Genomic DNA, 25,879 nt, shown 5'->3' on the forward strand with positions numbered 1-25,879 from the left:
AACGTGGGTGGAGGCCCGTCCAGAAAAAAGGGTAGCCGCCTACTTTAGCGCTCCGGCGATGCGGCGGATGAGGGCGCGCGGCAGGAACCGGGCGCCCTGCGCGCCGACCTTGTTCATCGCGCCGGGAATGACGATCGCCCTGTTCGCCGACAGTGCGGCGAGCCCGGCGGCGACGACCGGGCCGGGCCGTTCGGACAATTTCTCGAACGCGTCGCCGAGCTTCGGTTCGAACCCCGCCAGCTCACCGAATTCGGTGCTGGTCGGTCCCGGGCAAAGCGCGGTGACGTGTACGCCGGTGCCGCGCACTTCCTCGTGCAGCGCTTCGGTGAAGCTCAGCACAAAGGCCTTGGTCGCGAAATAGACGCCCATCCCGGGACCGGGCTGGAAGGCGGCGGTGGAGGCGACGTTGAGGATCCCCCCGCGGCCGCGTTCGATCATCGCGGGAAGGACGCCGCGGGTCAGTTCGGTCAGCACGCCGCAATTGAGGTCGATCATCTCCCGCAGCCGCCGCCCGTCTTGCTGCGCGATCCGTCCATGCAGCCCGAAACCGGCATTGTTGACCAGGCAGTCGACATGCTCGCCATGCGCGGCGACGTCGGCCAGCAGCCGGTCGGCGGCATCGGCTTGCGACAGGTCGAGGGCGACGGCCCGGGCGTTGCCGAGTTCGGCGGCAAGCGCCTCGATCCGGTCCCTGCGGCGGGCGACCAGCACCAGCCGGGCACCGGTGGCGGAAAGCTGGCGGGCGAAATGGACACCGAGGCCGGCCGATGCGCCGGTGATGAGAACGATGGGTGAGCTCATGGGGCAGGCTCCTCTGGCGCCGGACCGTCGGCTGTGAGACACTGGCGCCCGCTAGACGACAAGGGGGGCCCAAGTCGATGCAAGCGACTCCGACCGCGCCGATACAGGCGTCCGAGCGTCACCACATCCTCGATGCGTTGCGCGGCTGGGCGCTGGCCGGCGTGCTGCTGGCCAACATGGTCGTGTTCATCGGCTTCGGTTACGCCTCCGAGCCGGAGCGTGCCGCGGGGCTTGGCAGCGGGCTCAACGACCTCGCAGAGCTGCTGATCGAATGGCTGGTGGTGGGCAAGTTCTACTCGCTCTTCTCGCTTCTGTTCGGGATCGGCTTCGCGGTGCAGCTGGCCCGGCTGGAGGAAAGGGGCGAAGGGGCGGCGCGCTATATCAGGCGGCTGGCGATGCTGTTCCTGATCGGGCTGGCCCACCTGTTGCTGCTGTGGATGGGCGACATCCTTGCGCTGTACGCACTGATGGGCGGAGTATTGCTGCTGTTCCGCCGCGCGAGCGACCGTGCGCTGATCCGCTGGGCGGTGGCGCTGTGGCTGGTTCCGGTCGGCTGGTCGGCGCTGATCCACTTCGCCGGGATTAACCTGGCCGGTCCGATCTACGGCGCGGCGATGCAGGGCTTCGCGGCCGGCGGGGTCGACCTCAAGATGAGCCCGGCGACTTGGTTCAACGGCGCGGATTATCTCGACCAGCTGGCGCTGCATCCGACCGAAATGCTGCTGCGGATCGCCGACCTCACCTACCAGATGCGGCCCGCCAAGGTGCTCGGCATGTTCCTGATCGGATTGTGGATCGGCCGGCGCGGCCTCTTCGCGGCGAGCCCGGCGATGCGGCCGCTGCTGGTGCGGAGCGCGCGGATCGGGATCGGGATCGGGCTGCCGCTGGCCTTCGTGCGGGCGGTTCTGCACATGACGGCGGGCGAGAACGGAGCGCTGCGGTTCGCCGAGGAAGCGCTCTATTGCGTGTCGACGCCGCTGCTCGCGCTGGGTTATGCCGCCGCCTTCACCTTGCTGTGGAACGGCGGCGCGCCAAAGGTGCTGGGATGGCCGGCGGCGGCGGGGCGGATGGCGCTTACCAACTACCTGTCGCAGTCGTTGATCCAGACCCTGCTGTTCACCGGCGCCGGCCTGGCGCTGGGCAATGTGTTCGGGCTGGCGTTCGTGCTGCCGATCACGGCGGCGATCTTCGGGTGCCAGGTTGCCTTCAGCCGCTGGTGGCTGGCGCGGTTCCGCTTCGGACCGGGGGAATGGCTGTGGCGCAGCGCGACCTACGGCCGGGCGCAGCCGATGCGGCTGGCCCGGCCCGGAGGAATTGCGGCCGCTTAGGCGACGGTCGCCTTGACGATGGTGCCGGGCGCGCGCGGCGGCTCGCCGACCGGAAGCGCGTCGACATGCTCCATGCCGCTCTCGACCTGGCCCCAGACGGTGTACTGCTTGTCGAGGAAGCGGGCATCGTCAAAGCAGATGAAGAACTGGCTGTTGGCGGTGTTGGGCTGGTTGGTGCGCGCCATCGAGCAGGTGCCGCGCACGTGCGGCTCGGCGTTGAACTCAGCCTTGAGGTCGGGGAGGTCGCTGCCGCCCATGCCGGTGCCGGTCGGGTCACCGCCCTGCGCCATGAAGCCGGGGATGACGCGGTGGAACTCGACCCCGTCGTAGAAGCCCTGCCCGGCAAGCTGCGCGATGCGCTCGACATGGCCGGGCGCGAGGTCGGGGCGCAGCTTAATCACGACGTCGCCGCCGCTGGACAGGGTGAGGGTGAGGGTCTGGGGCGCGTCGGCCATACTCAATGCTCCTGTTGGGAAGGGTTGCCGGGCACTTAGGGGTTGAGACGGTGCAGCGCTACCCCGAGGGGTGACAAGCGCAGCGGTCCGTGACAGGAGCGGCGCGGGCATCACCTAGGGTAACAAGCGGGAGGCAAGAGCATGAGCGAGCGCGATCCGCTTGATGCCGTGCTGACCGCGGACCTTGCGCCCGATCAGGCTGTGGATGCCGAGGTGCTGGATGCCGAGGACCGGCTCCGCCCCGACTTCGTCGAGCGGGTGCTCGACGCGGTCGATGCCGGCGATGCCGAAACCGCCCGGACGCTGGTCGAGCCGCTCCACCCCGCAGACGTCGCCGACCTCATCGAGCTTGCCCGCGCCGACGAGCGCGAAGGGCTGGTGGCGGCGCTGGCCGGGCTGGTCGATGCCGAGGTGCTGGCCGAGCTCAATGAGCACGTGCGCGAGATCCTCGTCTCCGAAATGTCGCCGGAGCGGGTGGCCGAGCTTGCTGGCGAGCTCGACACCGACGACGCCGTCGCGATCATCGAGGATCTCGAGGAGGACGACCAGCGTGCGGTGCTTCGGGCGATGGAGCCCGACGACCGCGCGGCGATCGAGGAAGCGCTCACCTACGGCGAGGAGACCGCCGGCCGTCTGATGCAGCGCGACCTGATCGCGGTGCCGGAACATTGGAACGTCGGTCAGGTGATCGATTATCTCCGCTCGGACGCGGAGCTGGCCAACGATTTCTGGGAAGTGTTCGTGGTGTCGCCCAGCCACCATCCGGTCGGCACCTGCAAGCTGTCGGTTATCCTCCGCTCGCCCCGGGCCACCAGCGTCGCCGACATCATGGCGCTGGAGCAGACCCTGATCCCGGTCGACATGGACCAGGAAGACGTCGCGCTGCGGTTCCAGAAATATGCGCTGGTTTCAGCCGCGGTGATCGACGCGAGCGGGCGGCTGGTCGGCATGATTACTGTCGACGACATCGTCCACATCATCCAGGCCGAGGCGAGCGAAGACGTGCTGTTGCTGTCCGGCGCAGGCGAGGGCGACATCAACGAGCCGGTGCTCGACAGCTACAAGGCGCGCGTCCGGTGGTTGATCGCCAATCTGCTGACGGCGTTGCTCGCCTCCACAATCATCCGCCTGTTCGAAGGCTCGATCGAGCGGCTGGCGATCCTTGCCGCGCTGATGCCGATCGTCGCGGGCGTCGGCGGCAATGCCGGGACCCAGACGCTGGCGGTGACCGTGCGCGCACTCGCCACCAACCAGCTGACCGGCTCCAACCGCTGGCGCGCGGTCGGGCGCGAGATGCGGGTGGCACTGATGAACGGGCTGACCGTCGCGACCCTGGTCGGGATTGCGGTGACGCTGATCCTCGGCTCAGGGCAGCTCGGCGGGGTGATCGCCGCGGCGATGCTGTTCAACGTTCTGATCGCGGGCTTCGCGGGCGTGCTGGTGCCGCTGACCATGGAGCGGTGGGGCGCAGACCCGGCGGTGGCGAGCTCGATCTTCGTCACCATGGTGACCGATTCGATGGGCTTCCTGCTGTTCCTCGGCCTTGCGACCGCGGTTGGCCTGACCGGGTGACCTTGGCGCAAGCCCTTCCACCAACTACTTATTCCAGCGTGCCGTTACATTTGACCAAGGTCGCCGTTGGCTGCCGCACCATCGAATCGCTCGAGAAGAGGATCGCCACGCGGGCGTCGGGCGGCGAGATGCGGGTGGTGACCCGGATGCGGCCCAAGCGAATGGCCGAGATCGTCGAGGGCGGCGCGCTCTACTGGATCGTCAAGCACCGGCTGGTCGGCTGCCAGACCATCCTTCGCTTTGAGGATCGCACCGACGGGCGGCTCGACATCGTCTGCGCCGACCACCTGCTGGCGATCCCGCAAACCCCCAAGCGCGGGCACCAGGGCTGGCGCTACCTGGCGCATGAGGACGCACCGCGACCGGGCGACAATGACGACAGCGGGCTCAGCCTGCTGCCGCCCTCGCTCTATGGACGATTGTCCGCCCTGGCCCTGCTCTAGCGCGGCAGGGGCAGGCGGCGGACGGGCGGCTTACATGCCCTGCTTGAAGCCCTTGCCCTGCAGCTCTTCGTAATTGGCCTTGTTGTCCTCGCGGCTCTCCTGCCACTGAGCGCGCGACATGCAGACCCGCTCGTACCGGGCGTTGGAGCCGGTCACCGGCACGCGGCGGCAGACGATCTTGTCGGTGACGGCGTTCATGGCGACGGTCTTGGTCGAGGCGGCGACCCCGGCCGGAAGCGTCCAGGCGATCTCACCCCGGTGGGTGCTGCTGCCCGATCCGACGCCCGCGTTGGTGCCGAACGCCGCATGCTGGGTGATCACGGTGCAGGTTTCCGCATCGAGGCGCGGAAAGCCGCTGCTCTTCACGACCTGGCAGGACGTCGGATGGCCGGCCTTGTCGAGCGCTACCTCGAACCCGACCACGCCCTGCTCGCCAGCGGCAAGGGCGCGCGGCGGGTAGAGCTTCTGGAGGACCGCGGCATTGCCGATATCCGTGCGCGCCGTCTCAGCCATCGCGGGCATGGTGGTGGCGAGGGTGAGGGCGAGTACGGCAACAACACGCATGACAGTCTCCGGAGTAATGGGTTCGATCTTGGGAAGTGTGTCGAAGAGCTGGTGAAGCGGGACGAGCCCGCCCGGGCTTACATGCCCTGCTTCCACCCCTTGCCCTGAAGTTCCTCGAAATTGGCCTTGCTGTCCAGCCGCGCTTCATCCCACTGCGCGGGGGTCATGCAGACACGTTCGTACCCGGCGATGGTGCCGGACTTGACGAAGCGCCGGCAGGTGACCTTGGCGGGCGCCTGGACGACGGCCGCAGCGAGCTTGGAGGCGACGGCGCCGGACGGCAGGGTCCAGGCGATCGTGCCCTTGTGCGTGCTGGAGCGCGATCCGACGCCCTCGTTGGTGCCGAACACCGCATGCTGCGTGATGACGGTGCAGGTTTCCTCGTCGAGCCGCGGGAAGCCGCTGGACTGGGTCACCTGGCAGGAGGTTGGATGGCCCGCCTTATCGAGCGCGACTTCGAAACCCACCACGCCTTGCTCGCCGGCGGCAAGTGCGCGTGCCGGGTAGAGCTTCTGGATCACCGCCGCGTTCTCGAGGTCGGCGCGCTGCGCCTGGGCGGCGAAGGGGACCGCGATGGTCAGCGCAAGTCCAAGAAGAAGGGTTCGACTCATCACGGGCCTCCAGTGATTACCGATGCTACAATAACCGAGATTAGATTGTTTGAGAATATCATCGGCAACCGCTGACGGTGGCGGCGCCGGTGACCTTCTGGATGCAGGCGACCGGGCTTTGCAGGGTGACGGTGGCGGCCCCGCTGGCGGTGAGGTTGACGGTGCGGCGGGCGGCGGCGCGCAGTTCAGAGCTGCCGGTCGCGACCAAAGTCAGTTCTTCCGACTGCAGCGCAGAGGCGTCGAGGACAACGGTGCCCTCGGTGCCGATCCGCCCGTTCTTGACCGCGCCGGCAAGCGCCACCGTCCCGCTGCCGCCGGCAAGGAGGTCGAGGCGGTCGGCGCGGAGGTCGGCGACCATGAGCTGGCCCGGTCCCGCCAGCCCGAGGGTCGCCGCAAGTCCGGTCATGCGGTCGATCTGGAGCCTGCCACTGCCCATCAGGGTTGCCGCGCGCAGGTCCGGCGTGCCGAGGCGTATCCGCACCGGCACCCCCTTGCCCTCACCGTTCCAGCCGCTGCGCTGGCGGACGATCAGAGTACGGCCTTCGACCCGCAGGTCGACGCTGTCGAGCGCGGCGACCGGGCCCTCGGCCACGGCGGAAGGCGGCTTGCCGGTCGTCAGAACGACGTCGAACGGGGCTTCCATCCGGATCCGGTCGAAGCTGATGATGGTGAAGCGGCGCTCGGCAGCAGCGGCCGGAACGGCGGCGGCGGCAAGCAGCAGGAAGGCGAGGATACGGGTCATGGTCGCGATCCTCGCCCCTTTTGGTTAACGGACCTTCAAGCCGAGGGTCACGAGCAGCGGATATCGCCGCTGCCGTTCTTGCTGGAGGTGCAGCGCGCGCCGCCGGTGATGGCGATGTCGCCCGATCCGGCGATGCTGGCCTTGGCGGTGCCGGTGGCGAATGCCTTGATGTCGCCGCTGCCGGCGATTTCGGCCTCGGCATCGACGGTCCTCAGGCCGGAGGCGTCGAGATCGCCCGATCCCGCAATGCCGTATTTGGCGCGTCGGGCCTCGCCGGCCGCGACGATCCTGCCCGAACCGGCGATGTCCAGGTCCAACTGCTGGACGGCCATGCGCCCGACCCGCAGGTCGCCCGACCCGGCCACGCCGCCCTTGAAGCTGTCGCCCGTTATCTGGTCGATCTGCATGTTGCCCGATCCGGCAATCCCGGCCTCGGTGAGCGACGGCACGGTCACCGTGAAGGTGGACGGCCCGTTCGAGCTCCAGCGGCTCATCGCGCCAAGCCAGTTCTTCTTCTTCGGCCGGATATGCAACTTGCCGTCCTCGACCACGACGTCGGTTTCGTCGAGCAGTCGCTGCGGCCCGTTGGCGGCGACCGACACGGCCTTGCCGGTCACGACCTTGACGTCATACGGCCCGCTGACTTCCAGCCCAGTGAAGCTGCCGACCTGCCAGCTGCGGCTTACGTCCGGTCCGGCCGATTCGGCGCGCCCTTCCGAGCAGGCCGACAAGCCGAGGAGCGAGGCGGCGGTAGCGGCGGCGGCGAGAAACTGGCGCATGTGACTTCCCCTGCTGTGTTGCATTAGCAATACACCACGGACAGGGACGGTGCAAGGGCCACAAAAAAGGCGCCGCCCGGTGGGGCAGCGCCTGTTTCGTTCAACCTTGGAAGCGACCGATTATTCGGCCTCTTCCTTGGTATCTTCCTTGTTCTTGTGATGGATCTGCGCGGCTTCGTTCAGAATCTGGTGGATCTTGGCCAGCGCCGCCTTTTCGTCGGTCTGTTCCATCGCGCCGAGTTCGCGCGCCAGGCGCGAGGCGGCGGCTTCGAAGATCTGCCGTTCCGAATAGCTCTGCTCAGGCGCATCGTCCGGGCGGAACAGGTCGCGGGTCACCTCGGCGATCGACGACAGGTCGCCCGAGTTGATCTTGGCTTCATATTCCTGGGCACGGCGCGACCACATGGTGCGCTTGACCTTGGGCTTGCCCTTCAGGATCTCGAGCGCCGCGACCATGGTCTTGTCGCTCGACAGCTTGCGCATGCCGACCGAGTCCGCCTTGTTGACGGGGACCCGCAGCGTCATCTTCTCTTTTTCGAAGCGCAGAACATAGAGCTGGAGACTGGTACCGGCGATCTCGGTGCTCTGCAGTTCAACGACGCGTCCAACGCCGTGCTTGGGGTAGACCACATAATCGCCAACGTCGAAGCTAAGGGCCTTCGCTGCCATTCTTCACCTTTCCAGATGCGAGATGCGTGAACTCAACGGTTGATGCGGCGTCCCCAAGTCGCCCCGTGGTCTTTGGCATCTCTAGTGACGGTTGAGCTGAATGCCCGAACACCGCCGAGAGGGTGGTTGCGAAAAGGCCGCAGCGCATTGATCATGCGGTACGGCCCCTGATGTCATCAGTATATAACACAAGATCGCTCAGATCGCCAGCCCCAGTTGGAGCGGCCCGCCGCCGCCGCGCTCGACGAGGTTCGACAGGCCGAGACCAAGCAGCCTGACCCCCAGCGGCACCGGCAGAAGCGCGTCGAGCAGGTGGTGTCCGGCAGCAGTGAAGGTGGCCGGGTCGGCGACCGGATCGACGAAGCTGTGCGAGCGGCTGATCAGGCGAAAGTCGGAATATTTGACCTTGAGCGTTACCGTCCGGCCCGCCGCCTGGCCCCGCGCGATCCGCTCCCACGCGAGGCCGGCGACGCGGTCCAGCTCGCGGTGGAGGTCTTCGGCCGAGCGGTAATCCTCGTTGAAGGTCCGCTCGGCGCTGACCGACTTGGCGACCCGGCTGCTGCGCACCGGCCGCTCGTCGATCCCGCGGCAGATCCGCCAGTACCACTCGCCCGAGCTGCCGAAGCGGCCGGTCAGTTCCTCGAGGCTCAGCGATTGGAGGTCGGCGCCGGTCAGGATGCCCAGCGTCTCCAGCCGGGCGGCGGTCTTTGGCCCGATGCCGTGGAAGCGGCCGACGGGGAGCGAGGCGATGTAGCGCTGCGCCTGTTCGGGACGGATGACGCACAGGCCGTCGGGCTTGTTCTGGTCGCTGGCGAGCTTGGCGACGAACTTGCAATAGGACACGCCGGCCGAGGCGGTGAGCTGGGTTTCCGCCCGGATCCGCTGGCGAATCGCCTCGGCGATGGCCCGGGCCGAGCCGAGTCCGTGGCGATCCTCGCTGACGTCGAGATAGGCCTCGTCGAGGCTGAGCGGTTCGATATGGTCGGTGTAGTCGGCGAAGATGGCGCGGATCTGCTGGCTGACCTCGCGATAGGCGTCGAACCGGGGCTTCACGAACAACAGGTCGGGGCAGCGTCGCCGGGCGGTGACGCTGGGCATCGCCGAGCGCACGCCAAACACGCGCGCTTCGTAGCTTGCCGCCGCCACCACCCCGCGATGCCCGCCGCCGACCGCCACTGGCTTGCCCCTGAGGGCGGGGTCGTCGCGCTGTTCGACGCTGGCGAAGAAGGCATCCATGTCGACATGGATGATCTTTCGCACCGGGGCTGGTGCGTCCGGACCAATGATCTTCCCGGGCGTCGACGCGTTCACGCCCCGTTCCCTAACTTGGCTTGGCGGCAGAGTCATGCTTTAGGGCCCGCAAACCGCTTCACACGGGAAGATCCATGAACATCCACGAATATCAGGCCAAGGAATTGCTCGCGAAGTACGGCGTTCCGGTCCCCGCCGGCCATGCCGCGATGAGCGTCGAGGAAGCGGTGGCTGCGGCCGGCAAGCTCCCCGGGCCGCTGTGGGTGGTCAAGGCGCAGATCCATGCCGGCGGCCGCGGCAAGGGCAAGTTTAAGGAACTCGGCCCCGATGCCAAGGGCGGTGTCCGGCTGGCGAAGAGCATCGAGGAAGTCCGCGCCCACGCCGAGGAAATGCTCGGCAAGACCCTCGTCACTATCCAGACCGGCGACGCCGGCAAGGAAGTGCAGCGCCTGTACATCACCGACGGCGTCGACATCGCCAAGGAATTCTATCTCGCCTTGCTGGTCGATCGTGAGACCGGCCGGATCGCCGTGGTCGCATCGACCGAAGGCGGGATGAATATCGAGGACGTCGCGCACGATTCCCCCGAGAAGATCCACACCATCACCATCGACCCTGCCACCGGGCTGATGCCGCACCACGGACGCGCGGTCGCGGCGGCGCTGGGCCTCACCGGTGATCTCGCCAAGCAGGCGACCAAGGTCCTCGCCGGCCTCTACGCCGCGTTCGTCGGCAGCGACGCCGAACAGATCGAGATCAATCCGCTCGCGGTCACCGACGATGGCAAGCTGATGGTGCTCGACGCCAAGGTCGGCTTCGACGGCAACGCCATGTTCCGACACAAGGACATCGCCGAACTGCGCGACCTCACCGAAGAAGACCCGATGGAAGTCGAGGCGTCGAAGTACGACTTGGCCTACATCAAGCTCGACGGCGACATCGGCTGCATGGTCAACGGCGCGGGTCTCGCCATGGCGACGATGGACATCATCAAGCTGAACGGCGCCTTCCCCGCCAATTTCCTCGACGTCGGCGGCGGCGCCAACAAGGAAAAGGTCACCGCGGCGTTCAAGATCATCCTTGCCGATCCGGCGGTGAAGGGGATCCTGGTCAACATCTTCGGTGGCATCATGAAGTGCGACATCATCGCCGACGGCATCGTCGCCGCCGCGCGCGAGGTCGACCTCAAGGTTCCGCTGGTGGTCCGCCTCGAAGGCACCAACGTCCAGCAGGGCAAGGACATCCTCGCCAATTCGGGCCTGCCGATCGTCGCCGCCAACGACCTTGGCGACGCGGCCGCGAAGATCGTCGCGGAAGTGAAGAAGGCGGCCTGAGCCGCAGCGTTGCGTCACCCCGGCCTTGAGCCGGGGTCCATCTTCCTTCTCAGCGGTTTAGGAAGGAAGGCAGGTTGATGCCGGACCCGGTCCGGCATGACGAAGAGGGATGGACATGAAGGTACTCGTCGCGGTCAAGCGCGTGATCGATTATAACGTGAAGCCCCGGGTCAAGATGGACGGCTCCGGCGTCGATCTGGCCAACGTCAAGATGAGCATGAACCCCTTCGACGAGATTGCCGTCGAAGAAGCCATCCGCCTCAAGGACAAGGCCGGCGCGACCGAGATCGTGGTCGTTTCGGTCGGCCCGCAGAAGGCGCAGGAAACGATCCGCACCGCGCTCGCGATGGGCGCCGATCGCGGCATCCTGGTGCAGACCGACGACGAGGTCGAACCGCTCGGCGTGGCCAAGATCTTGGCGAAGATCGTCGAAGAAGAGCAGCCGCAGGTGATCCTGGTCGGCAAGCAGGCGATCGACGACGACAGTTCGCAGGTCGGGCAGATGCTCGGCGCGCTGACCGGCTATGGCCAGGGCACCTTCGCGTCGAAGGTCGAGATCAGCGGCGATACCGCCAACGTCACCCGCGAGGTCGACGGTGGGCTCGAGACGGTGGCGATCAAGCTGCCGGCGATCGTCACCACCGACCTTCGCCTGAACGACCCGCGCTATCCCTCGCTGCCCAATATCATGAAGGCCAAGTCGAAGCCGATGGCGAGCAAGACGCCGGCCGATTACGGCGTCGATGTGTCGCCGCGGCTCGAGACGCTGAAGGTGGTCGAGCCCGCCAAGCGCCAGGGCGGCGCCAAGGTCGGCAGCGTCGACGAACTGGTCACCAAGCTCAAGTCTCTCGGAGTTGTCGCATGAAGATCCTGGTTCTCGGCGAGCACGCCAACGGCAAGGTCAAGGATTCGACGCTGGCCACCATCGGCGCCGCCGCCGCGCTCGGCGGCGACGCGCACCTGCTGCTGGTCGGCTCGGACGCCGCCGCCGCGGCAGAGGACGCCAAAACCATCGCCGGCATCGGCAAGGTCCATGTCGCCGCCGACTCCGCGCTCGACCATGAACTGGCCGAAAGCGTCGCGCCGCTGGTCGCCAAGCTGATGGACAGCCACGACGTGCTGCTGGCCTCCTCGACCACCACCGGCCGCAACATCGCGCCGCGCGTGGCGGCGATGCTCGACGTCATGCAGATCAGCGACATCGTCGCGGTCGAGGGTCCGGATACGTTTCAGCGTCCGATCTACGCCGGCAACGCCATTGCCACCGTGCGGTCGAAAGACGCCAAAAAGGTCATCACCGTGCGCGGCACCGCCTTCGCCAAGGCCGAGCGCGGGAGCGGAAACGCCGAGGTCGAGACGGTCGATGCCGGCGTGTCGAACCCGGTGTCGAGCTTCGTGTCGATGGAAGCGAGCGAGAGCGAGCGGCCGGAGCTGACCAGCGCCAAGATCATCGTCTCGGGCGGCCGCGCGCTGGGTTCGAGCGAGCAGTTCCATGCGCTGATCGATCCGCTGGCCGACAAGCTCGGCGCCGCCGTCGGCGCTTCGCGCGCTGCGGTCGATGCGGGTTATGCGCCGAACGACTATCAGGTCGGCCAGACCGGCAAGATCGTCGCGCCGGAGCTGTACGTCGCCGTCGGCATCTCGGGCGCGATCCAGCACCTCGCCGGTATGAAGGACAGCAAGGTCATCGTCGCGATCAACAAGGACGAGGAAGCCCCGATCTTCCAGATCGCGGACGTCGGCTTGGTCGGCGACCTGTTCAAGCTGGTCCCGGAGCTGACCGACAAGCTGTAGGCACTGGACCTTCCCGCTTGCAGCGTTACGCTTTGCCCCTGCATTTGTGCGGCAGGAGGCGTCGATGTTGTTTAGAAAGCTCGCGATTGCGGCCGCGTCGCTGGGCCTGACCGGCGCGGCGCCACCCCCGCAACAGGTGCTTGCGCCGGCCGGCAAGTGGAACGTCCACTTCGGCGACAACAGCTGCAAGCTGATCCGGCAATTCGGGGATCCGGCCAAGCCTACGACCCTGATGATGGAGCGGATCGCCCCGGGCGCGAACCTGAGCCTGCTGGTGACGGGTCCCCTCCTGCGATCCAGGACCGACGACGGCATCGCCAAGGCTGCCTTCCTGCCCTTCGAGGATCACGAGTTTTCCAGCGGGAAGATCGCCGAAACCCGTTCGGACAAGAGCTCCGCCATCCTCTGGACCAACGTCGATTTCCTCGACGGATGGAAGAAGGAGCCCCGCGAGTACAAGCGGCAGAAGGACGTTAAGCCGCTTGATCCGGTGGAGGTCGCGGCGCGCAAGGCGCTCATCGCCGCGAACAGCGCCAAGGTCAGCGGATTGCTGATCATCGAGCCGAACCGTCGACGGTCTCTTCTGCAGACCGGGTCGATGCAGCGGGTTCATGAACTGATGGAGCGTTGCGCCCGGGACCAGCTCACCGACTGGGGGCTCGATCCGGACGTCCAGGACAAGATCGTCCTGCCGGCTGCAAGTTCGCGAAGCCTGGCCTCTTATTTCAGCTCGAACGACTATCCACCGGCGGCATTTCGAAACGGAGAGGAGGCCGTGATCAGCGCCCGCCTGATCGTCGGCGCCGACGGCCGGGTCCGCCAATGCACGAGCCTGACGCTGTTCAAGGCCGAGGAGATGGCTCAGGCGGTCTGCCGCAATCTGGAGAGAGCTACCTTCAGACCGGCCGAGCTTGCCGACGGGACCAAGGTGCCGACCTTCGTCACCGCGACCGTCAACTTCAGGATGTAGCCAGGCGTTTACCGTCACTCAGGCTGCTCGATTTCGGGCAGCGCATCCGTATCGATCCGGTGGCGGATGAAAGCGCGGCCTATTTCTTCCTGGCTTCGGCATCTGCAAGTTGCTGCTTGTGGATGTCGTAGTCGCTGGGCCCTTTCCTCAACAGCGGGCCAAGCTCCTCGCCACGGATCGCCTTTACCGCCAATACGGCCGCACGAATGGCCATGTCGCTGAGAGGAAGATTGCCGCCGCACGCGTCCATCGGGCCGATGCCGGAGCAGCCCTCGGTGATCGCGCGGGGGCGGGGGCGATTGGCCGGGTCGTTGCGCTGTTCGATCGCGCGCAAGGTCGCAAGGGTGCTGGAATCGATCCGGAAGCGCCGGTCCGAGCGGCCGCAGACCGTGACTTCTTCCGCGTCGCCGGTGCGATCGCAATCGCGGTGGATGACTGGAAGGACGATGCGCTCGGGCGGGCCGGGGGGAGGTGGTGGCTTCGCGTCGGCCGAAGCGGGAACAAGCAGCAACGCCGACGCGACAAGGCTCGTCATCACCATGGCAGGCCTCAGCGATTCGGCGTCCGCAGGCTAGGCTCGGCGCTCCCGCGCAGCAAGCCGGCCTAGATCAGCACCATTCCGGAATGTCGACCCCGGCCAGCGCATCGGGGTCGATCCGGCGGCGGATCAGCGCCCAGCGGTCCCCGTCGACCAGCACCTCGGCGGCCAGCGGGCGGCTGTTGTAGCCGTTGGACAGGGTCGCGCCATAGGCGCCGGCGGTGCGGAAGACGATCAGGTCGCCAGCCTCCACCCGGTCCATCTCTCGGCCCATGGTGAAGGTGTCGCCGGTCTCGCACACCGGCCCGACCACGTTGACGACCTGGCTGACGCCCGACGGCCGCACCGCCTCGATCCGGTGGTAGGCGTCGTAGAGCGCGGGACGCATCAGGTCGTTCATGCCGGCGTCGACGATCAGCCACGGCGCGCGGACGCCGGGCTTCACCCGCACCACGCGGGTCAGCAGGACGCCGGCATTGCCGACGATCAACCGGCCGGGCTCGAACAACAGGCGGGTGTCCCAGCCCTCCGTGACCCGGCGCACCATGTCGCCATAGAGCGCTGGGCTGGGCGGCTCGGGCTGACCCGGCCCATGCGGCACGCCAAGGCCGCCGCCGAGGTCGGCGATACGGATGTCGCGGCCATCCTCGCGCAGCGCGGCGATCAGTTCGCCGAGGCGGCGAAAGGCCTGCTCCAGCGGATCGAGGCTGGTGAGCTGGCTGCCGATGTGGACGGTGACGCCGTGCACCGCCAGGCCCGGCAGGGCCGCCGCTTCGCGGGTGAAGGCGAGCGCGTCGCCCGCCGCGATCCCGAACTTGTTGTCGGCGGTGCCGGTGGTGATCTTGGCGTGGGTACCGGCGCTGACGTCGGGGTTGATCCGGAATCCCATCGGCGCCGAGCGGCCCTGCTCTTGCGCAACGGCGGAGAGGGTGCGCGCCTCCTCCATGCTTTCGACATTGAATTGGAGGAGGCCGCCGGCCAGCGCCTCGGCCATCTCCTCGGCGGTCTTGCCGACGCCGGAGAAGACGATCCGCTCGGGCGCGATGCCGGCGGCGCGGGCACGGCGATACTCCCCGATCGAAACCACGTCCGCACCCAGTCCGGCCCGGCCAAGCCGCGCCAGCACATGGGCGTTGGGATTGGCCTTGACCGCATAGGCGACCAAAGGCTTGCCGCTGCCGGCACCGGCCACCGCCTGCTGCATCACCGCCGCGTGGCGGTCCATGGTGGCGGACGAATAGACATAGGTCGGGGTGCCGACGGCGGCCGCGATCGCCTCCAGCGGCACGTCTTCGCACTGCAGCGCGCCGTCGACGAGGTGGAAATGGTCCATGACCTCGCGCCTAGAAGCCGGACAGGAAAGCGGCAACGTTGGCGCCCAGCGCGTCTACCGCATAGCCGCCTTCGAGCAGGATAAGGGCCGGCACCCCGAGCGCCGCGGCGCGGGCCGCGAGACGGACGTAGTCGCCGGTGCGGATGCCGAAATGGCTGATCGGGTCGCCCTCGAAGGTGTCGGCGCCGAAGCTCACCACCAGCAGTTCGGGCTGGTCTTCGGCCAGCCACTCGCAGGCGCGGGCTAGTGCCTCGTCGTAGGCGGCGAAGACGGTTCCGCGCGGCAGGGGCAGGTTGAGGATGTTGCCGCCGCTCTCTGCGTCGGATCCCCAGAAATAGGGATAATCGGTCGCCGGGTCGGCGTGGAGCGAGGCGAACCGCACGCCCTCCCGCCCGGTGACGATGTCCTGCGTCCCGTTGCCGTGGTGATAGTCGAGGTCGAGGATCGCGGTGCGCTTGCCCGAGGCCAGTGCAGCGATTGCGGCCCAGTTGAGGTAGGAATAGCCGCCCATGTAGTCGGGCCCGGCATGGTGTCCGGGCGGGCGGGTCAGGGCGAAGGCGTGGCTTCCGGCGACCGCTACGTCGAGCGCTGCGAGCAGGGTCCCGGTGCCCGCCAGCAAGGCGTCCCAGGTGCCACCCATGATCGGCGCGCAGGTGTCGTAGGCATGCTGCCCGAGCCGGGCGTCGATCCGCTGCAGGTCGCGCGGGGCCCGGCGAAGCGGAAAGGCATAGGGCAGCACGTCGCCGCTGCGTCCGGCCGCCAGCCACTCGTCATGGGCGGTGCGCAGAAGATCGAGGTAGTCGGATGAATGCGCCAACCCGGCCGCCGCGATCAGTTCTGCATCCGGGCGAGCGGGCGGCGCTTCCACCGGTCCGATCGCCGCCAGCACCGAATCGATCCGCTCGACGACGTCGGCGGCGGGATGCAGTGCGCCGTTGAAAAACTCCGACACCGGCGCGTGGCCGCGCTGCGCCTCGTCCCAGAAGCAGCGCACGGCCAGGGTCAGCCCTGAAGGTCGCTGGGCAGGGTCGGCTCGCTCAGCAACTGCTCCATCCGCCGCCAGCGCGCCGCGTCGTCGCTGAACCGGTCGACATCGCGCGCCACCATGTCGCGGCCGATGGTGTAGTTGATGACGTAGGAACGATACTGCTTGGTGAAGCTGACCGACTGCCTGGCGCGGGCTTCGCCGACCAGGCTGTACTTCTGGGTCAGGCGGATCGCTTCGGCTTCGTCGATCTGGCCGTCCAGGAACTGCTGCGAGATGGTGTTGCGGGAGGTGCCGAGATCCCGCAGCGCGTCGAGCAGGGCGTCGTAGCGCGCCACTTCCGACCCATCGATCCCGGCCAGCGGCGCCAGCACCGCCGCTTCGTAACGCGCCTTGCGCTGGCCCGGGAAGGCGAGGTCGATGCCGAAATTGGCCGAGCCTTCGGAGATGATGGATTGCGGCGAGAACAGCGGCTGAACTGTGAATTCGGCCCAGCCCTTGTCCTTGGCGAGCTTCTCTTCCTGGAGCACGTTCAGCACGTGGTGGCCGGGGTAGCCTTCGTGGCAGCCAAGGTCGATCGCGCGGCTGAGGCGGATCGGCAGGTCGGTATTGATCTCGATCCGGCTGCGGTAATTGCCTTGGTAGTAATTGTAGCCCGACCAGCTCTTGCCGGTGACGAAGGCAAGGTCGAACTGCTCGGTCGAGGGCAGGGTGATGTGCTGGCCCGACGCGGTGCGGCAGGCGGCGATGGCGTTGCGGAACACCGGCTCCAGCTTGTCGCGGCTGATGGTGAAGCGGTTCTGATAGGCCTCGACCCGGTCGGCGAGCGTGCCGGAGCCCGGGACCAGAGTCTCGATCCTCGCCAGCACCGGATCGTAGCTGGCCAGCGGCTTGATCTCGGGACGGACCCCGAACAGCCCCTGGGCTTCGTCGGCGAAGGACAGCTTCTCACCCTGCAGCATGCGCAGGCGGGTGGCGGCGGCCGTCAGCTGGGCCGCCAGGAAAGCGGCGCGGCGGGGCTCTTCGGCGCTGACCGCCTGGACCCGGGCGCGGAGCTGGGCGACGCGGGCGGCAAGCGCCGGAAGGTCGCTGCGGGCGGCCAGCGCCAGCCCTTCGGCCTTGAGCGCGGGATCGCCGGTGAAGGCGTCGATATAGCCTTCCTCCTTTTCGCCGATCGCCATCTGCAACACGACATAGTCACGCGCCGTGGCGGACAGGCTGTCGCGCGCGCCGGGGGCAGTGGCGCAAGCCGCGAGGCTCAGCGTGGCGGCAAGACAGGCGGCGCGTAGGGATCGTTGCATACGGTCGGGTCCTCGTCGGCATCCTCGCCGAAAATCTCGGCGGCTTCGTCACGGTCGCGTTCGGATTCGCCGATCGGCTTGGCCAGCGCAAGGACGATGTAGCCGGCAATACCGGAAAGGATCGAGCCGAGCAGGGTGCCGATCTTGGCTTCCTCGACGAGCATATATTCGTCGAACGCCAGTTCGCCGATGAACAGGCTCATGGTGAAGCCGACCCCGCAGAGCAGGGCGGCGCCATAGACGTGGGCCCAGCGCAATGCTTCGGGCTTGCGGGCAAGGCCGGTGCGATCGGCGATCCAGATCGCGCCGAACACGCCGAGCTGCTTTCCGACGAACAGGCCGGTCGCAACCCCGAGGGGAAGCGGCCGCAGCAGTTCGTCGAGGCCGGCAAGGGTGACGCCCGCGCTGGCGAGGCCGAACAGGGGGACGATGCCGAACATCACCAGCGGATGCAGCTTGTGCTCCAGCTTCTTGAGCGGTGATACCGCCTCGCCCCGGCCGAGCGGGATGGTGAGTGCGGCGACGACGCCGGCGATGGTGGCGTGGATGCCCGACTGGAACACTGCCAGCCACAGCAGCGGAAACAGCAGCAGGTAGGGCCACAACCGGCGCACGCCGAACAGGTTCAGCGTCGCCATCGCGCCGACCAGCAGGGCGCTGATCGCCAGCGCCGTCATGTTGATCTCGGCCGTGTAGAAGACCGCGATGATGGCGACCGCGCCGATGTCGTCGATGATCGCGATGGTCACCAGCAGCACCTTGATGCTGGCCGGCACGCGCGGGCCGAGCAGGGCCAGCAGCCCGAGTGCGAAGGCGATGTCGGTCGCCGCGGGGATCGCCCAGCCGGAGGACAATGCCGGGTCAAAGCCGGTGGTCAGCTTGTAGACCAGTGCCGGTACCGCCATCCCGAGCGCGGCGGCGATGATCGGCAATTTGCGCGCTTCGGGCGTGGCGAGCTGGCCGTCATACCATTCGCGCTTCACCTCCAGTCCGACCAGCAGGAAGAAGATCGCCATCAGCGCGTCGGCGATCCAGTAATGGACCGTCAGCGGCCCGACGTCGGTTTCGAGCAGGAGGTGATAGGCCTCCGCCAGCGGGCTGTTGGCGATCAGCAGCGCAAGCGCCGCCGCCCCCATTAGCAGAAGACCAGCGGTCCGCTCGCTATTATGTGCAGGCCCTGCCATGCCGCAGGGCCTTGCACAGCTATTCGGCGATGCGCAACCGCGTCAGCCGACCGTGACGTCCAGCGTCATCTCGGCATTGAGCAGCTTGGAAATGGGGCAATTCTGCTTGGCCTCCTCGGCTAGGCGGCGCAGTTCGGCTTCCTCGATGCCGGGCACGCTGGCGGTGAGCGCAAGGTCGGAGCGGCTGACCTTGAAGCCCGCGCCGTCCTGGTCGAGCTTCACCTTGGCTTCGGTCTCGAGATTGCCCTCATTGTGCCCGGCGCCGGCCAGCGCGAAGCTCAACGCCATGGTGAAGCAGCTGGCATGGGCGGCGGCGATCAGTTCCTCGGGATTGGTCCCGGGTTCGCCCTCGAAGCGGGTGTTGAAGCCGTAGCGGCTGTCCTTGAGCACGCCCGACTGGGTGGAGATCCACCCCTTGCCGGTCTTGCCCATGCCTTCGTAGCGCGCGGTGGCGGTGCGGGTGATCATGCGATGTTCGTCCTTTTTTCGAAACTCGCATGATCAACCCCGCGCCCGCCCCGCGGTTGCAAGGCGCCTAGCGAAGGCCCGGCTTGTCGAGCGAAAGCTGGGACAGCGGGATCACCGTGACCTCGCCGAACTGCTTGCGGAGGTCGTCGGCGAACAGCTTGGCATCGCCGACGATCACCGTGGTGGTGCCGGCCGGGGCGAGCAGGCCGCGCGCGACCTCGCCCGCCTGTGCCGGGGTCACGGCCCGGACCGAGGTCATGTAACGCCCGATCTCGGACGGGCTGACGCCGTTCTGGACATAGCCCGCGACGATGTCACCAAGCCCCTCGACCGTTTCGAGCTGACGCCCGAAGCCGCCGGTGATGAAGGCCTGGCGGGTGCCCAGTTCGGCGGCCGGGATCGGTTCCGCGCCAAGCCGCTTCATCTCGTCGAGGATGATTCCCAGCACTTCGGGCGCCGAGGCATTCTTGGTCTGCACCGCGACGACCACCGCGCCAGCCCTGCGACCGGCGGACAGGCCGCTGTTGGCGCCATAGGACAGGCCCCGCTTGATCCGGATCTCGCGGTTGAGGCGCGCGCTGTAGCCGCCGCCGAGCACGGCATTGGCGAGCATCGCTTCGTAATAGCGCGGATCGGCGCGTTGCACGGTTTCCTTGGCGACCGCGACCGCCGCCTGGCTTGAGCCCGGCATGTCGATCACCACCACCTTGCCCTTGAGCGGCGCCTCGCCGGCGGCGGGACGAGCGCTGGCCGCCGCGGCGAGCGGGGCAGCGGCGCGCCACGACCCGAAGGTCTGCTCGGCCAGTTGCTGCGCGCGAGCGGGCGAGATGTCGCCGCTCAGGATCAGTACGCTCTGGTCCGGGCGAAGGGTCTGGCGGGCCGCCGCGATCACGTCGGCGCGGGTGATGGCCTTGAGCGAATCGGGGGTCCCGCCGGCCGGTGAGCCGTAGGACCCGGTGCCGAAGATCGCCCGCGCCGCCGCAAGCCGCGACAGGGCGCCGGGGTTCTGGAGGGCAAGGGTGGCACCGTCGACCGCCTGGCCGCGGGCGCGTTCGACCTCGTCAGGCGCGAAGGCGGCGTTGGCGGCGACATCGGCCATGATCTCGAGCGCGGCCGGGAGATTGGCGCTGCGGACGACTAGTCCCAGTTCCATGCCCTCGTTGCCGGCGCCCGTCCCGAACTGCCCGCCGAAAGCCTCGATCGAGGCCGCGATCTGGTCGGCGCTGCGGGTGGCCGTACCCTTGGTCAGAAGGTTCGCGGCAAGCTGGTGGACACCCGCCTTGCCGTCCGGGTCGGCGGTGCTTCCGCCAAGCGACACCAGGCTGGCGCTGACCAGGGGGAGGTTGGTGCGCGGCACGGTGATGACGGTGAGCCCGTTGGCGAGCCTGGCGGTGACCGGCTGGGGAACAGTGACCGCGACCGGGGCCGCAGGCTCGGGCGGGCGGACGCGCTCGGCTTCGCTTGCGGGCTGGACCACCTTGATCCCCGCCGGCGCCTTGAGCGGCGTCGTGACCACGGTCGGGGCGAGCGCGATCCTGTCGCCGCTGCTCGCGGTAACGCCGCTGGCGGCCGGCAGGTAGCGGATGGTGACCGCGCTGCCGAGGTCGAGATATTTCTTCGCGACCCGCTGGACGTCGGCGGGGGTGACCCGGGCCAGCGCGGCGAGGCGCTTGTCGGCGGCGCGCGGGTCGCCTTCGATGATCACGCCGGTGGCGAGGAGGTTGCCCTTGCCCTCCACCGTTTCGCGTTCCTTGAGCGCGCTGGTCAGGAGTTCGTTGCGCGCTTCGGTCAGTTCGGCGGCGGTGACCGGCTCGCTCGCCATCCGCGCCAGTTCGCGGCGCAGCACGGCTTCGACCTCGGGAACGGTCTTGCCGCCGGCAAGGATGGCAAAAGGCGCCATCACGCCGGTCCCCTGCTTGTCGTCGATGAAGACCGAGGCGTCGGTGGCGAGGCGAGACCGCACCAGCGCCTGGTTGAAGCGGCTGCTGTCGCCGCTCGCCAGGACGGCCTGCAGCAGCTCGAGCGCGGGCATGTCCGGCGATGTGGCCGAGGGCAGGAGGAAGCTCATCACCAGTGCCGGGAGCGGGGTGTTGGGCTCGGTCACGGTATAGCTGCGCGCGGCGGTGCGGGCCGGCTCGGCCATCGTCACCCGCGGAATGGCGCCAGCGGGGCGCTTGATCGGCGCGAAATAGCTGTCGACCCAGCGATTGAGGTCGGCGGGGTCGAAATTGCCGCTGACCACCAGCACCGCATTGTCGGGGCGATAGTAGGTCGCGTGGAAAGCGCGGACGTCGCCGATGGTGGCGGCGTCCAGCTCCTCGATGCTGCCGATACCGGGGCGGGCGTAGGGGTGCCGCTGGTAACTGGTCAGCGGGATATAGTGCTGGAACAGCTTGCCATAGGGCCGCGCAAGTCCGGTCCGCAGCTCCTCCTTCACCACGTCGCGTTCGGGTTTGAAGTTGGCGTCGTCGACCACCAGGCTGCCCATCCGGTCGGCTTCGGCCCACAGCAGTCGCTGGAGGTGGTTGGCCGGCACCGTCTCGTAGTAATTGGTGTAGTCGTCCGCCGTGCTGGCGTTGTTGAACCCACCGACGTCCTCGGTCATCCGGTCCATCTGCTCGGGCACCATGTTGCGGGTGGCCTTGAACATCAGATGCTCGAACAGGTGAGCGAAGCCCGACCGCCCGCGCGGATCGTCCTTGGAGCCGACGTCGTACCACACCTGCACCGACACGTTGGGGCTGGCGGTGTCGCGCAGCGCATAGACGCGCAGGCCGTTGGCGAGCTTGCGCTCGGTGTAGTCGAGCGCCGGAATGGCATTGGTCGTCTGGGCGGCTGCGGGAAGCGCCTGGACGGCGGTTCCAGCAAGCAGAAGGGCGGCAAGCAGGCGGGTCGATGAGGGCAAGGGACGAACTCCGGTGACGCGTTGGGCCGAGCGTGAGGCGGCGGCCTGACGGCGTCAAGCAACGCTTCGACCAGCGGCAGGCAGGCGGATACGGCCAACGGTCCAGCCGGGGGGAGCCGACCGGCGCGCGGCTCGTTCACCGGACATGACGCAAGGCCCCACGCCGACCTGTGAGCGGTTCCAAGAGTGGCTTGGCAGCGTGCCAGGCCCGCCGCTGATCCTCGGCCATTTCGATGCCGATGGGCTGGCGGCGGTGGCGATCCTCGCGCGCTCCATTCCAGGCGCCGAGGTGCGGCTGGTCGGCAAGGGTGAGACGCCGTGGACCGACGCCGTGCGCGCCGAGCTGGAAGGGCGCCGCCCGCCAGCGATCATCGCTACCGACCTTGGCGTACGCGAGGGGGATATCCTGCCCGGCACGCCCGCCTGCCTGATCGACCACCACGTGCCGACTGGCACGCCGGGCGAGGCTCTGGTGCTGAGCGGCAACGGCGACGAGCCCGAGCCGACCTCCGCCCTGCTCGCTTTCTGGGCCTGCGGAAGTCCCGACGGGCTGCTGTGGCTCGCCGCCATCGGGCTGATCGGCGACATGGCCGAGGACAAGGGCTTTGCCGAGTTGGAAGCGGCGCAGAAGCGCTACGGCAAGACCGCGCTCCGCAACGCCGTCAGCCTGGTCAACGCACCGCGCCGCACCGCCGCTGCCGACGCCAGCCCGGCGCTTGCGCTGCTGATGACGTGCGACAGCCCCAAGGAGCTGCTTTCAGGCACCCATCCCGAGACTGCGCTTCTCCTTGCCGCCAAGGAGGAAGTGAAGGCGGAGATGGAGCTCGCCCGCCGGGTCGCGCCCAGGGTGCGGGGTGAGGTCGCTTTGATCCCGCTCGACAGCCCGTGCCAGGTCCATCCGCTGATCGCACAGCAGTGGCGCACGCGGCTCAAGGACAAGGTCGTGATCGCCGCCAACAAGGCCTACCGCCCGGGCTGGGTCCACTTTGCCGCCCGCACCGGGGCCGGCCACGACCTCATCCGTTTCTTCGCCGAGCGTCGGCCCGACGGGGTCGGCACCGAATATGGCAGCGGCCACAAGGCCGCGAGCGGCGGGGCGCTGCGGATTGCGGACTGGAACCGCTTCGTCGCCGACCTCGGCTTTCCAGAGGAGCAGATTGCGTGACAACCGACCCCAACCGCCCCCTTCGCCTCGGCTTTCCGGTCAAGGTGATGGGCGTCCCCGGCCTCAAGTCGAGCGACACCCGCCGCTGGCAAAAGGACCCGCACCTCAAGTGCAGCCTCGAGCATCTCGACCTCGTCCTCGACTATCTCAAGAAGGTCGAGATCGACATGTACCGGTTGTCCTCGGACATCGCACCCTATGCGACCCATCCCGACATGCCGCAGTTCCACAGACAAGTGGAGGAAAGCGACGCCGAACTGGTGGCGTTCGGCAAGAAGGCGCGGGAGCTCGATATCCGTCTGTCCTTCCACCCGTCGCAATATGTGCTGTTGAACAGCCCCAACCCGGAGCTGACGCGCAAGAGCATCTGGGATTTGTCGAGCCAGGCCGAGATGCTTGACCGCATGGGTTGCGGGCCGGAGGCGGTGCTGGTGACCCATGTCGGCGGGGTCTATGACGACCGCGAGGCGGCGCGGGCGCGCTGGCTCGACGGCTATGCGCAATGCCCCGAGCATGTGCAGCGCCGGCTGGTGCTGGAGAATGACGACATCCGCTTCTCCGCCGCCGACGTGCTGTGGATCACCGAGCGCTGCGGAGTCCGCTGCGTGTTCGACTACCAGCATTTCTGGTGCCTCAATCCCGAGAGGCTCGACATGCGCGACACGTTCGAGAAGTTCCTCGCCACCTGGCCCGACGGCGTGCGTCCCAAGATGCATTTCTCCTCGCCCCGCACCGAGCTGCGCGAGGTGAAGCGCAAGATCACGCCCAAGCAGCGCGAGGCGGCGATGGCTGGCAAGGCGGCCAAGTCCAAGGAGCTGACGCGCGCCCCGGTCAAGGCGACCGCCCGGGTCAAGACCGTGCTCCTGCCGCCGATCTGGACCGGGCACAGCGACTTCACCAACCCATTCGAGTTCGCGACCTTCATGCGTACCATGGAGGGGCTCGAGTTCGACGTGATGATGGAAGGCAAGGCCAAGGACGTCTCGATCATCAAGCTTCGTCCCGACCTCCTCCGCTATGCCCCCGACGTCGCGGCGCGATTCGGAATCCATCCCGACGACGCGGAAGAGATGGCAGCGGCGGAAAAGGCGCTGGAGGACGGCGTCGGGGCCGAGCAGGAGCCGGACGTCGACGAAGGCGGGCTGGTCGCCGCGCCCGAGGAGGAGATGGCCTGAGCCTCGCCAGGCTGTTGCGGCAAAGCCGCGATCGCCGCCAAACCCGGCCTTTCGCGCCCGCGGCACGACCTTAAGCACTCGATAACCTTTGCGTTCCTATTATGGTTAACGATAGCAAAAAAGGTGCAGAAACAATGGCGCGTTTGATCCTGACCGAGCCTGGCGAAGACGTCGACGTGGGCGGCAACGTCACGGTGATCGGCACCACCAGCGGGGGTGAGGTGATCACCATCATCCGCGGCAACGTGGTCCTCGATCCGTCCTTCAATGCCGGCGGGGACACCGTCCGCCTGCAGGATCTGGCGTCCACCTTCACCGTCCGCATCTCGGGTGCCAATGCCGTGCTGATCGGCGCCACCTCGTCCGTCACCATCCCGATCGGGTCGTCCGGGCTGCAGGTGGCGTTCGACGACGTGATCCGGACGCTCCGCTTCGACACCGCGCTCGGCGTTGCCAAGCTTGGCGACCAGACAATCACCATCAGCGAAACCGGCGTCATTCCGGTCGGTGCCACCGGGCAGTTGCTCGGGACAGAAGGCAACGACATCCTGAACGGCACTGCCGGGAACGACGTCATCGACGGGCTGGGCGGTAACGACACCATCAACGGGCTCGGCGGCGACGATTTCATCCGCGGCGGGCTCGGCGACGACACGCTGTCGGGCGGCGCGGGCGACGACCAGATCATCGGCGGCGCCGGAAACGACCGGATCATCGACGACGAGGGGACCTATGCGGTGCTCGACGGCGGCACCGGCAACGACCACATCAGCGTCAACAACCTCGCCATCACCTCGCTCAACGTGACCGGCGGGGAAGGCGACGACCTCATCGAACTGACGCTCGGCACCGCCGGCTTCGCGATCGTCAGCGGCGGCAACGGCGCCGACCGGGTGGTCGTCAGCAGCGGTCAGGGCATGGAAGTCAGCGTCTCGCTCGGTGCCGGCCGCGACGAGCTCGTGCTTCCCGCCGGATCGCTCGGCAATGGCAATTTCGGCTTCACCATCGTGCGCGACTTCGAAGTCGGCTCGAACGGCGACAAGGTCGACCTCGCCAGCGCGCTGAACGGCTATCTCACCAATTACACGCCGGGCAGCAATCCCTTCGCCAGCGGGCACCTGCGTTTGATCGATTTCTTCGGAAACGCCTACCTGCAGGTCGACCGCGATGGCGCGGCGGGGCCGAACACCACCTTCAGCGACCTCATCAACTTCGCCGGAATCGACAAGAATGCGCTGACCGCCGCCAACTTCAACGGGTTCGATCCCGCCGCGAGCATCGCTTCCGCGTCGGTTTCCAGCCTGGGCTTCGCCGCCGAGTCCGAGCCCGAGCCGGTCGCCGTGGCGCCGACCGAGTATATCGGTCACTTCGACTATTCGCCGCCGCAGCATCTCGGATCGCTGATCGACCACGGAGGCTATTTCTTCCTGGTCTGACCGACCGCCCGGTGTCCGGCAGCACGTAACGCCGCGCGACATTGCGAAGCACCGCCAACCTGCCCTAAGCTCCCGC

At 67.7% G+C, this 25,879-nt stretch carries 25 protein-coding genes; 10 read left to right on the forward strand and 15 right to left on the reverse strand.

Features of this window, described 5'->3' with window-relative positions; genetic code table 11:
- Positions 1–39 precede the first annotated feature (39 nt).
- Entirely contained in the window at positions 40–801 is a 762-nt protein-coding gene (locus GGQ97_RS03840) for an SDR family NAD(P)-dependent oxidoreductase (RefSeq protein WP_168067721.1), read from the reverse strand.
- 77 nt (positions 802–878) lie between these two features.
- On the opposite strand from GGQ97_RS03840, the gene GGQ97_RS03845 reads away from it, so the two are divergent.
- Entirely contained in the window at positions 879–2,129 is a 1,251-nt protein-coding gene (locus GGQ97_RS03845) for a DUF418 domain-containing protein (protein ID WP_168067722.1), read from the forward strand.
- Here the strand turns inward: GGQ97_RS03845 and GGQ97_RS03850 are convergent.
- Positions 2,126–2,584 (reverse strand): peptidylprolyl isomerase, encoded by a 459-nt coding sequence (locus GGQ97_RS03850; RefSeq protein WP_168067723.1) that lies wholly within the window; start codon positions 2,582–2,584, stop codon positions 2,126–2,128. The genes GGQ97_RS03845 and GGQ97_RS03850 overlap by 4 nt on opposite strands.
- Positions 2,585–2,725: 141 nt before the next feature.
- Here GGQ97_RS03850 and mgtE point away from each other — a divergent pair, with 141 nt between their 5' ends.
- Together mgtE and GGQ97_RS03860 are read left to right on the forward strand one after the other, a co-directional pair.
- Positions 2,726–4,156, forward strand: a complete 1,431-nt coding sequence (mgtE, locus tag GGQ97_RS03855; protein WP_168067724.1) for a magnesium transporter — start codon at positions 2,726–2,728, stop codon at positions 4,154–4,156.
- Positions 4,157–4,206: 50 nt separating this feature from the next.
- Positions 4,207–4,599 carry a DUF1489 family protein gene (locus GGQ97_RS03860; protein ID WP_245197849.1) on the forward strand — a complete coding sequence of 131 codons (393 nt, stop codon included), beginning with the start codon at positions 4,207–4,209 and terminating at the stop codon, positions 4,597–4,599.
- 30 nt (positions 4,600–4,629) lie between these two features.
- Here GGQ97_RS03860 and GGQ97_RS03865 read toward each other — a convergent pair whose 3' ends face one another.
- The 6 genes from GGQ97_RS03865 to dinB all read right to left on the reverse strand — a co-directional run bounded on the left by GGQ97_RS03865 (position 4,630) and on the right by dinB (position 9,275).
- On the reverse strand, positions 4,630–5,163 hold the full coding sequence (locus GGQ97_RS03865) for an energy transducer TonB (protein WP_168067726.1): 534 nt from the start codon (positions 5,161–5,163) through the stop codon (positions 4,630–4,632).
- 77 nt (positions 5,164–5,240) lie between these two features.
- A complete protein-coding gene (locus GGQ97_RS03870; RefSeq protein ID WP_168067727.1) occupies positions 5,241–5,774 on the reverse strand; it encodes an energy transducer TonB in 534 nt (177 codons plus the stop codon).
- Between the two features lie 58 nt (positions 5,775–5,832).
- Complete coding sequence (locus GGQ97_RS03875; protein ID WP_168067728.1) at positions 5,833–6,516, reverse strand: head GIN domain-containing protein; 684 nt, start codon at positions 6,514–6,516, stop codon at positions 5,833–5,835.
- Positions 6,517–6,563: 47 nt separating this feature from the next.
- Complete coding sequence (locus GGQ97_RS03880; protein WP_168067729.1) at positions 6,564–7,295, reverse strand: head GIN domain-containing protein; 732 nt, start codon at positions 7,293–7,295, stop codon at positions 6,564–6,566.
- Between the two features lie 120 nt (positions 7,296–7,415).
- Positions 7,416–7,964: a CarD family transcriptional regulator gene (locus GGQ97_RS03885; protein ID WP_168067730.1), complete on the reverse strand. Its 549-nt coding sequence runs from the start codon at positions 7,962–7,964 to the stop codon at positions 7,416–7,418.
- A gap of 198 nt (positions 7,965–8,162) precedes the next feature.
- On the reverse strand, positions 8,163–9,275 hold the full coding sequence (dinB, locus tag GGQ97_RS03890) for a DNA polymerase IV (RefSeq protein ID WP_342448440.1): 1,113 nt from the start codon (positions 9,273–9,275) through the stop codon (positions 8,163–8,165).
- Between the two features lie 74 nt (positions 9,276–9,349).
- Here dinB and sucC point away from each other — a divergent pair, with 74 nt between their 5' ends.
- From sucC to GGQ97_RS03910, 4 genes are all read left to right on the forward strand, one after another.
- Positions 9,350–10,549 carry an ADP-forming succinate--CoA ligase subunit beta gene (sucC, locus tag GGQ97_RS03895; protein WP_168067732.1) on the forward strand — a complete coding sequence of 400 codons (1,200 nt, stop codon included), beginning with the start codon at positions 9,350–9,352 and terminating at the stop codon, positions 10,547–10,549.
- Positions 10,550–10,664: 115 nt separating this feature from the next.
- Positions 10,665–11,414: an electron transfer flavoprotein subunit beta/FixA family protein gene (locus tag GGQ97_RS03900; protein WP_168067733.1), complete on the forward strand. Its 750-nt coding sequence runs from the start codon at positions 10,665–10,667 to the stop codon at positions 11,412–11,414.
- Positions 11,411–12,343: an electron transfer flavoprotein subunit alpha/FixB family protein gene (locus GGQ97_RS03905; protein WP_168067734.1), complete on the forward strand. Its 933-nt coding sequence runs from the start codon at positions 11,411–11,413 to the stop codon at positions 12,341–12,343. The genes GGQ97_RS03900 and GGQ97_RS03905 overlap by 4 nt, the downstream gene beginning before the upstream one ends.
- Before the next feature lie 64 nt (positions 12,344–12,407).
- Positions 12,408–13,313, forward strand: coding sequence for an energy transducer TonB (locus GGQ97_RS03910; RefSeq protein WP_168067735.1), 906 nt, complete (start codon positions 12,408–12,410; stop codon positions 13,311–13,313).
- 79 nt (positions 13,314–13,392) lie between these two features.
- On the opposite strand, the gene GGQ97_RS03915 is transcribed toward GGQ97_RS03910, so the two are convergent.
- The 7 genes from GGQ97_RS03915 to GGQ97_RS03945 all read right to left on the reverse strand — a co-directional run bounded on the left by GGQ97_RS03915 (position 13,393) and on the right by GGQ97_RS03945 (position 22,027).
- Entirely contained in the window at positions 13,393–13,854 is a 462-nt protein-coding gene (locus GGQ97_RS03915) for a hypothetical protein (protein WP_168067736.1), read from the reverse strand.
- Positions 13,855–13,921: 67 nt separating this feature from the next.
- Positions 13,922–15,184, reverse strand: coding sequence for a diaminopimelate decarboxylase (lysA, locus tag GGQ97_RS03920; protein WP_168067737.1), 1,263 nt, complete (start codon positions 15,182–15,184; stop codon positions 13,922–13,924).
- Between the two features lie 10 nt (positions 15,185–15,194).
- The gene (locus GGQ97_RS03925) at positions 15,195–16,178 is read right to left on the reverse strand and encodes an arginase family protein (RefSeq protein ID WP_168067738.1); all 984 of its coding nucleotides are present in this window, start codon (positions 16,176–16,178) and stop codon (positions 15,195–15,197) included.
- Between the two features lie 8 nt (positions 16,179–16,186).
- The gene (locus GGQ97_RS03930; RefSeq protein ID WP_168067739.1) at positions 16,187–17,470 is read right to left on the reverse strand and encodes a hypothetical protein; all 1,284 of its coding nucleotides are present in this window, start codon (positions 17,468–17,470) and stop codon (positions 16,187–16,189) included.
- Entirely contained in the window at positions 17,428–18,654 is a 1,227-nt protein-coding gene (gene nhaA / locus GGQ97_RS03935; RefSeq protein WP_168067740.1) for a Na+/H+ antiporter NhaA, read from the reverse strand. The genes GGQ97_RS03930 and nhaA overlap by 43 nt, the downstream gene beginning before the upstream one ends.
- 42 nt (positions 18,655–18,696) lie before the next feature.
- On the reverse strand, positions 18,697–19,122 hold the full coding sequence (locus GGQ97_RS03940) for an OsmC family protein (RefSeq protein ID WP_168067741.1): 426 nt from the start codon (positions 19,120–19,122) through the stop codon (positions 18,697–18,699).
- 67 nt (positions 19,123–19,189) lie between these two features.
- Positions 19,190–22,027: a M16 family metallopeptidase gene (locus tag GGQ97_RS03945; protein WP_168067742.1), complete on the reverse strand. Its 2,838-nt coding sequence runs from the start codon at positions 22,025–22,027 to the stop codon at positions 19,190–19,192.
- Between the two features lie 199 nt (positions 22,028–22,226).
- Between GGQ97_RS03945 and GGQ97_RS03950 the strand changes: the two genes are divergently transcribed.
- The 3 genes from GGQ97_RS03950 to GGQ97_RS03960 all read left to right on the forward strand — a co-directional run bounded on the left by GGQ97_RS03950 (position 22,227) and on the right by GGQ97_RS03960 (position 25,803).
- Positions 22,227–23,192, forward strand: a complete 966-nt coding sequence (locus GGQ97_RS03950; RefSeq protein ID WP_342448441.1) for a DHH family phosphoesterase — start codon at positions 22,227–22,229, stop codon at positions 23,190–23,192.
- A complete protein-coding gene (uvsE, locus tag GGQ97_RS03955) occupies positions 23,189–24,367 on the forward strand; it encodes a UV DNA damage repair endonuclease UvsE (protein WP_342448442.1) in 1,179 nt (392 codons plus the stop codon). The genes GGQ97_RS03950 and uvsE overlap by 4 nt, the downstream gene beginning before the upstream one ends.
- Before the next feature lie 134 nt (positions 24,368–24,501).
- Entirely contained in the window at positions 24,502–25,803 is a 1,302-nt protein-coding gene (locus GGQ97_RS03960) for a calcium-binding protein (RefSeq protein ID WP_168067744.1), read from the forward strand.
- Positions 25,804–25,879 lie beyond the last annotated feature (76 nt).

Source organism: Sphingomonas kaistensis (genome assembly GCF_011927725.1).
Lineage (GTDB): Bacteria > Pseudomonadota > Alphaproteobacteria > Sphingomonadales > Sphingomonadaceae > Sphingomicrobium > Sphingomicrobium kaistense.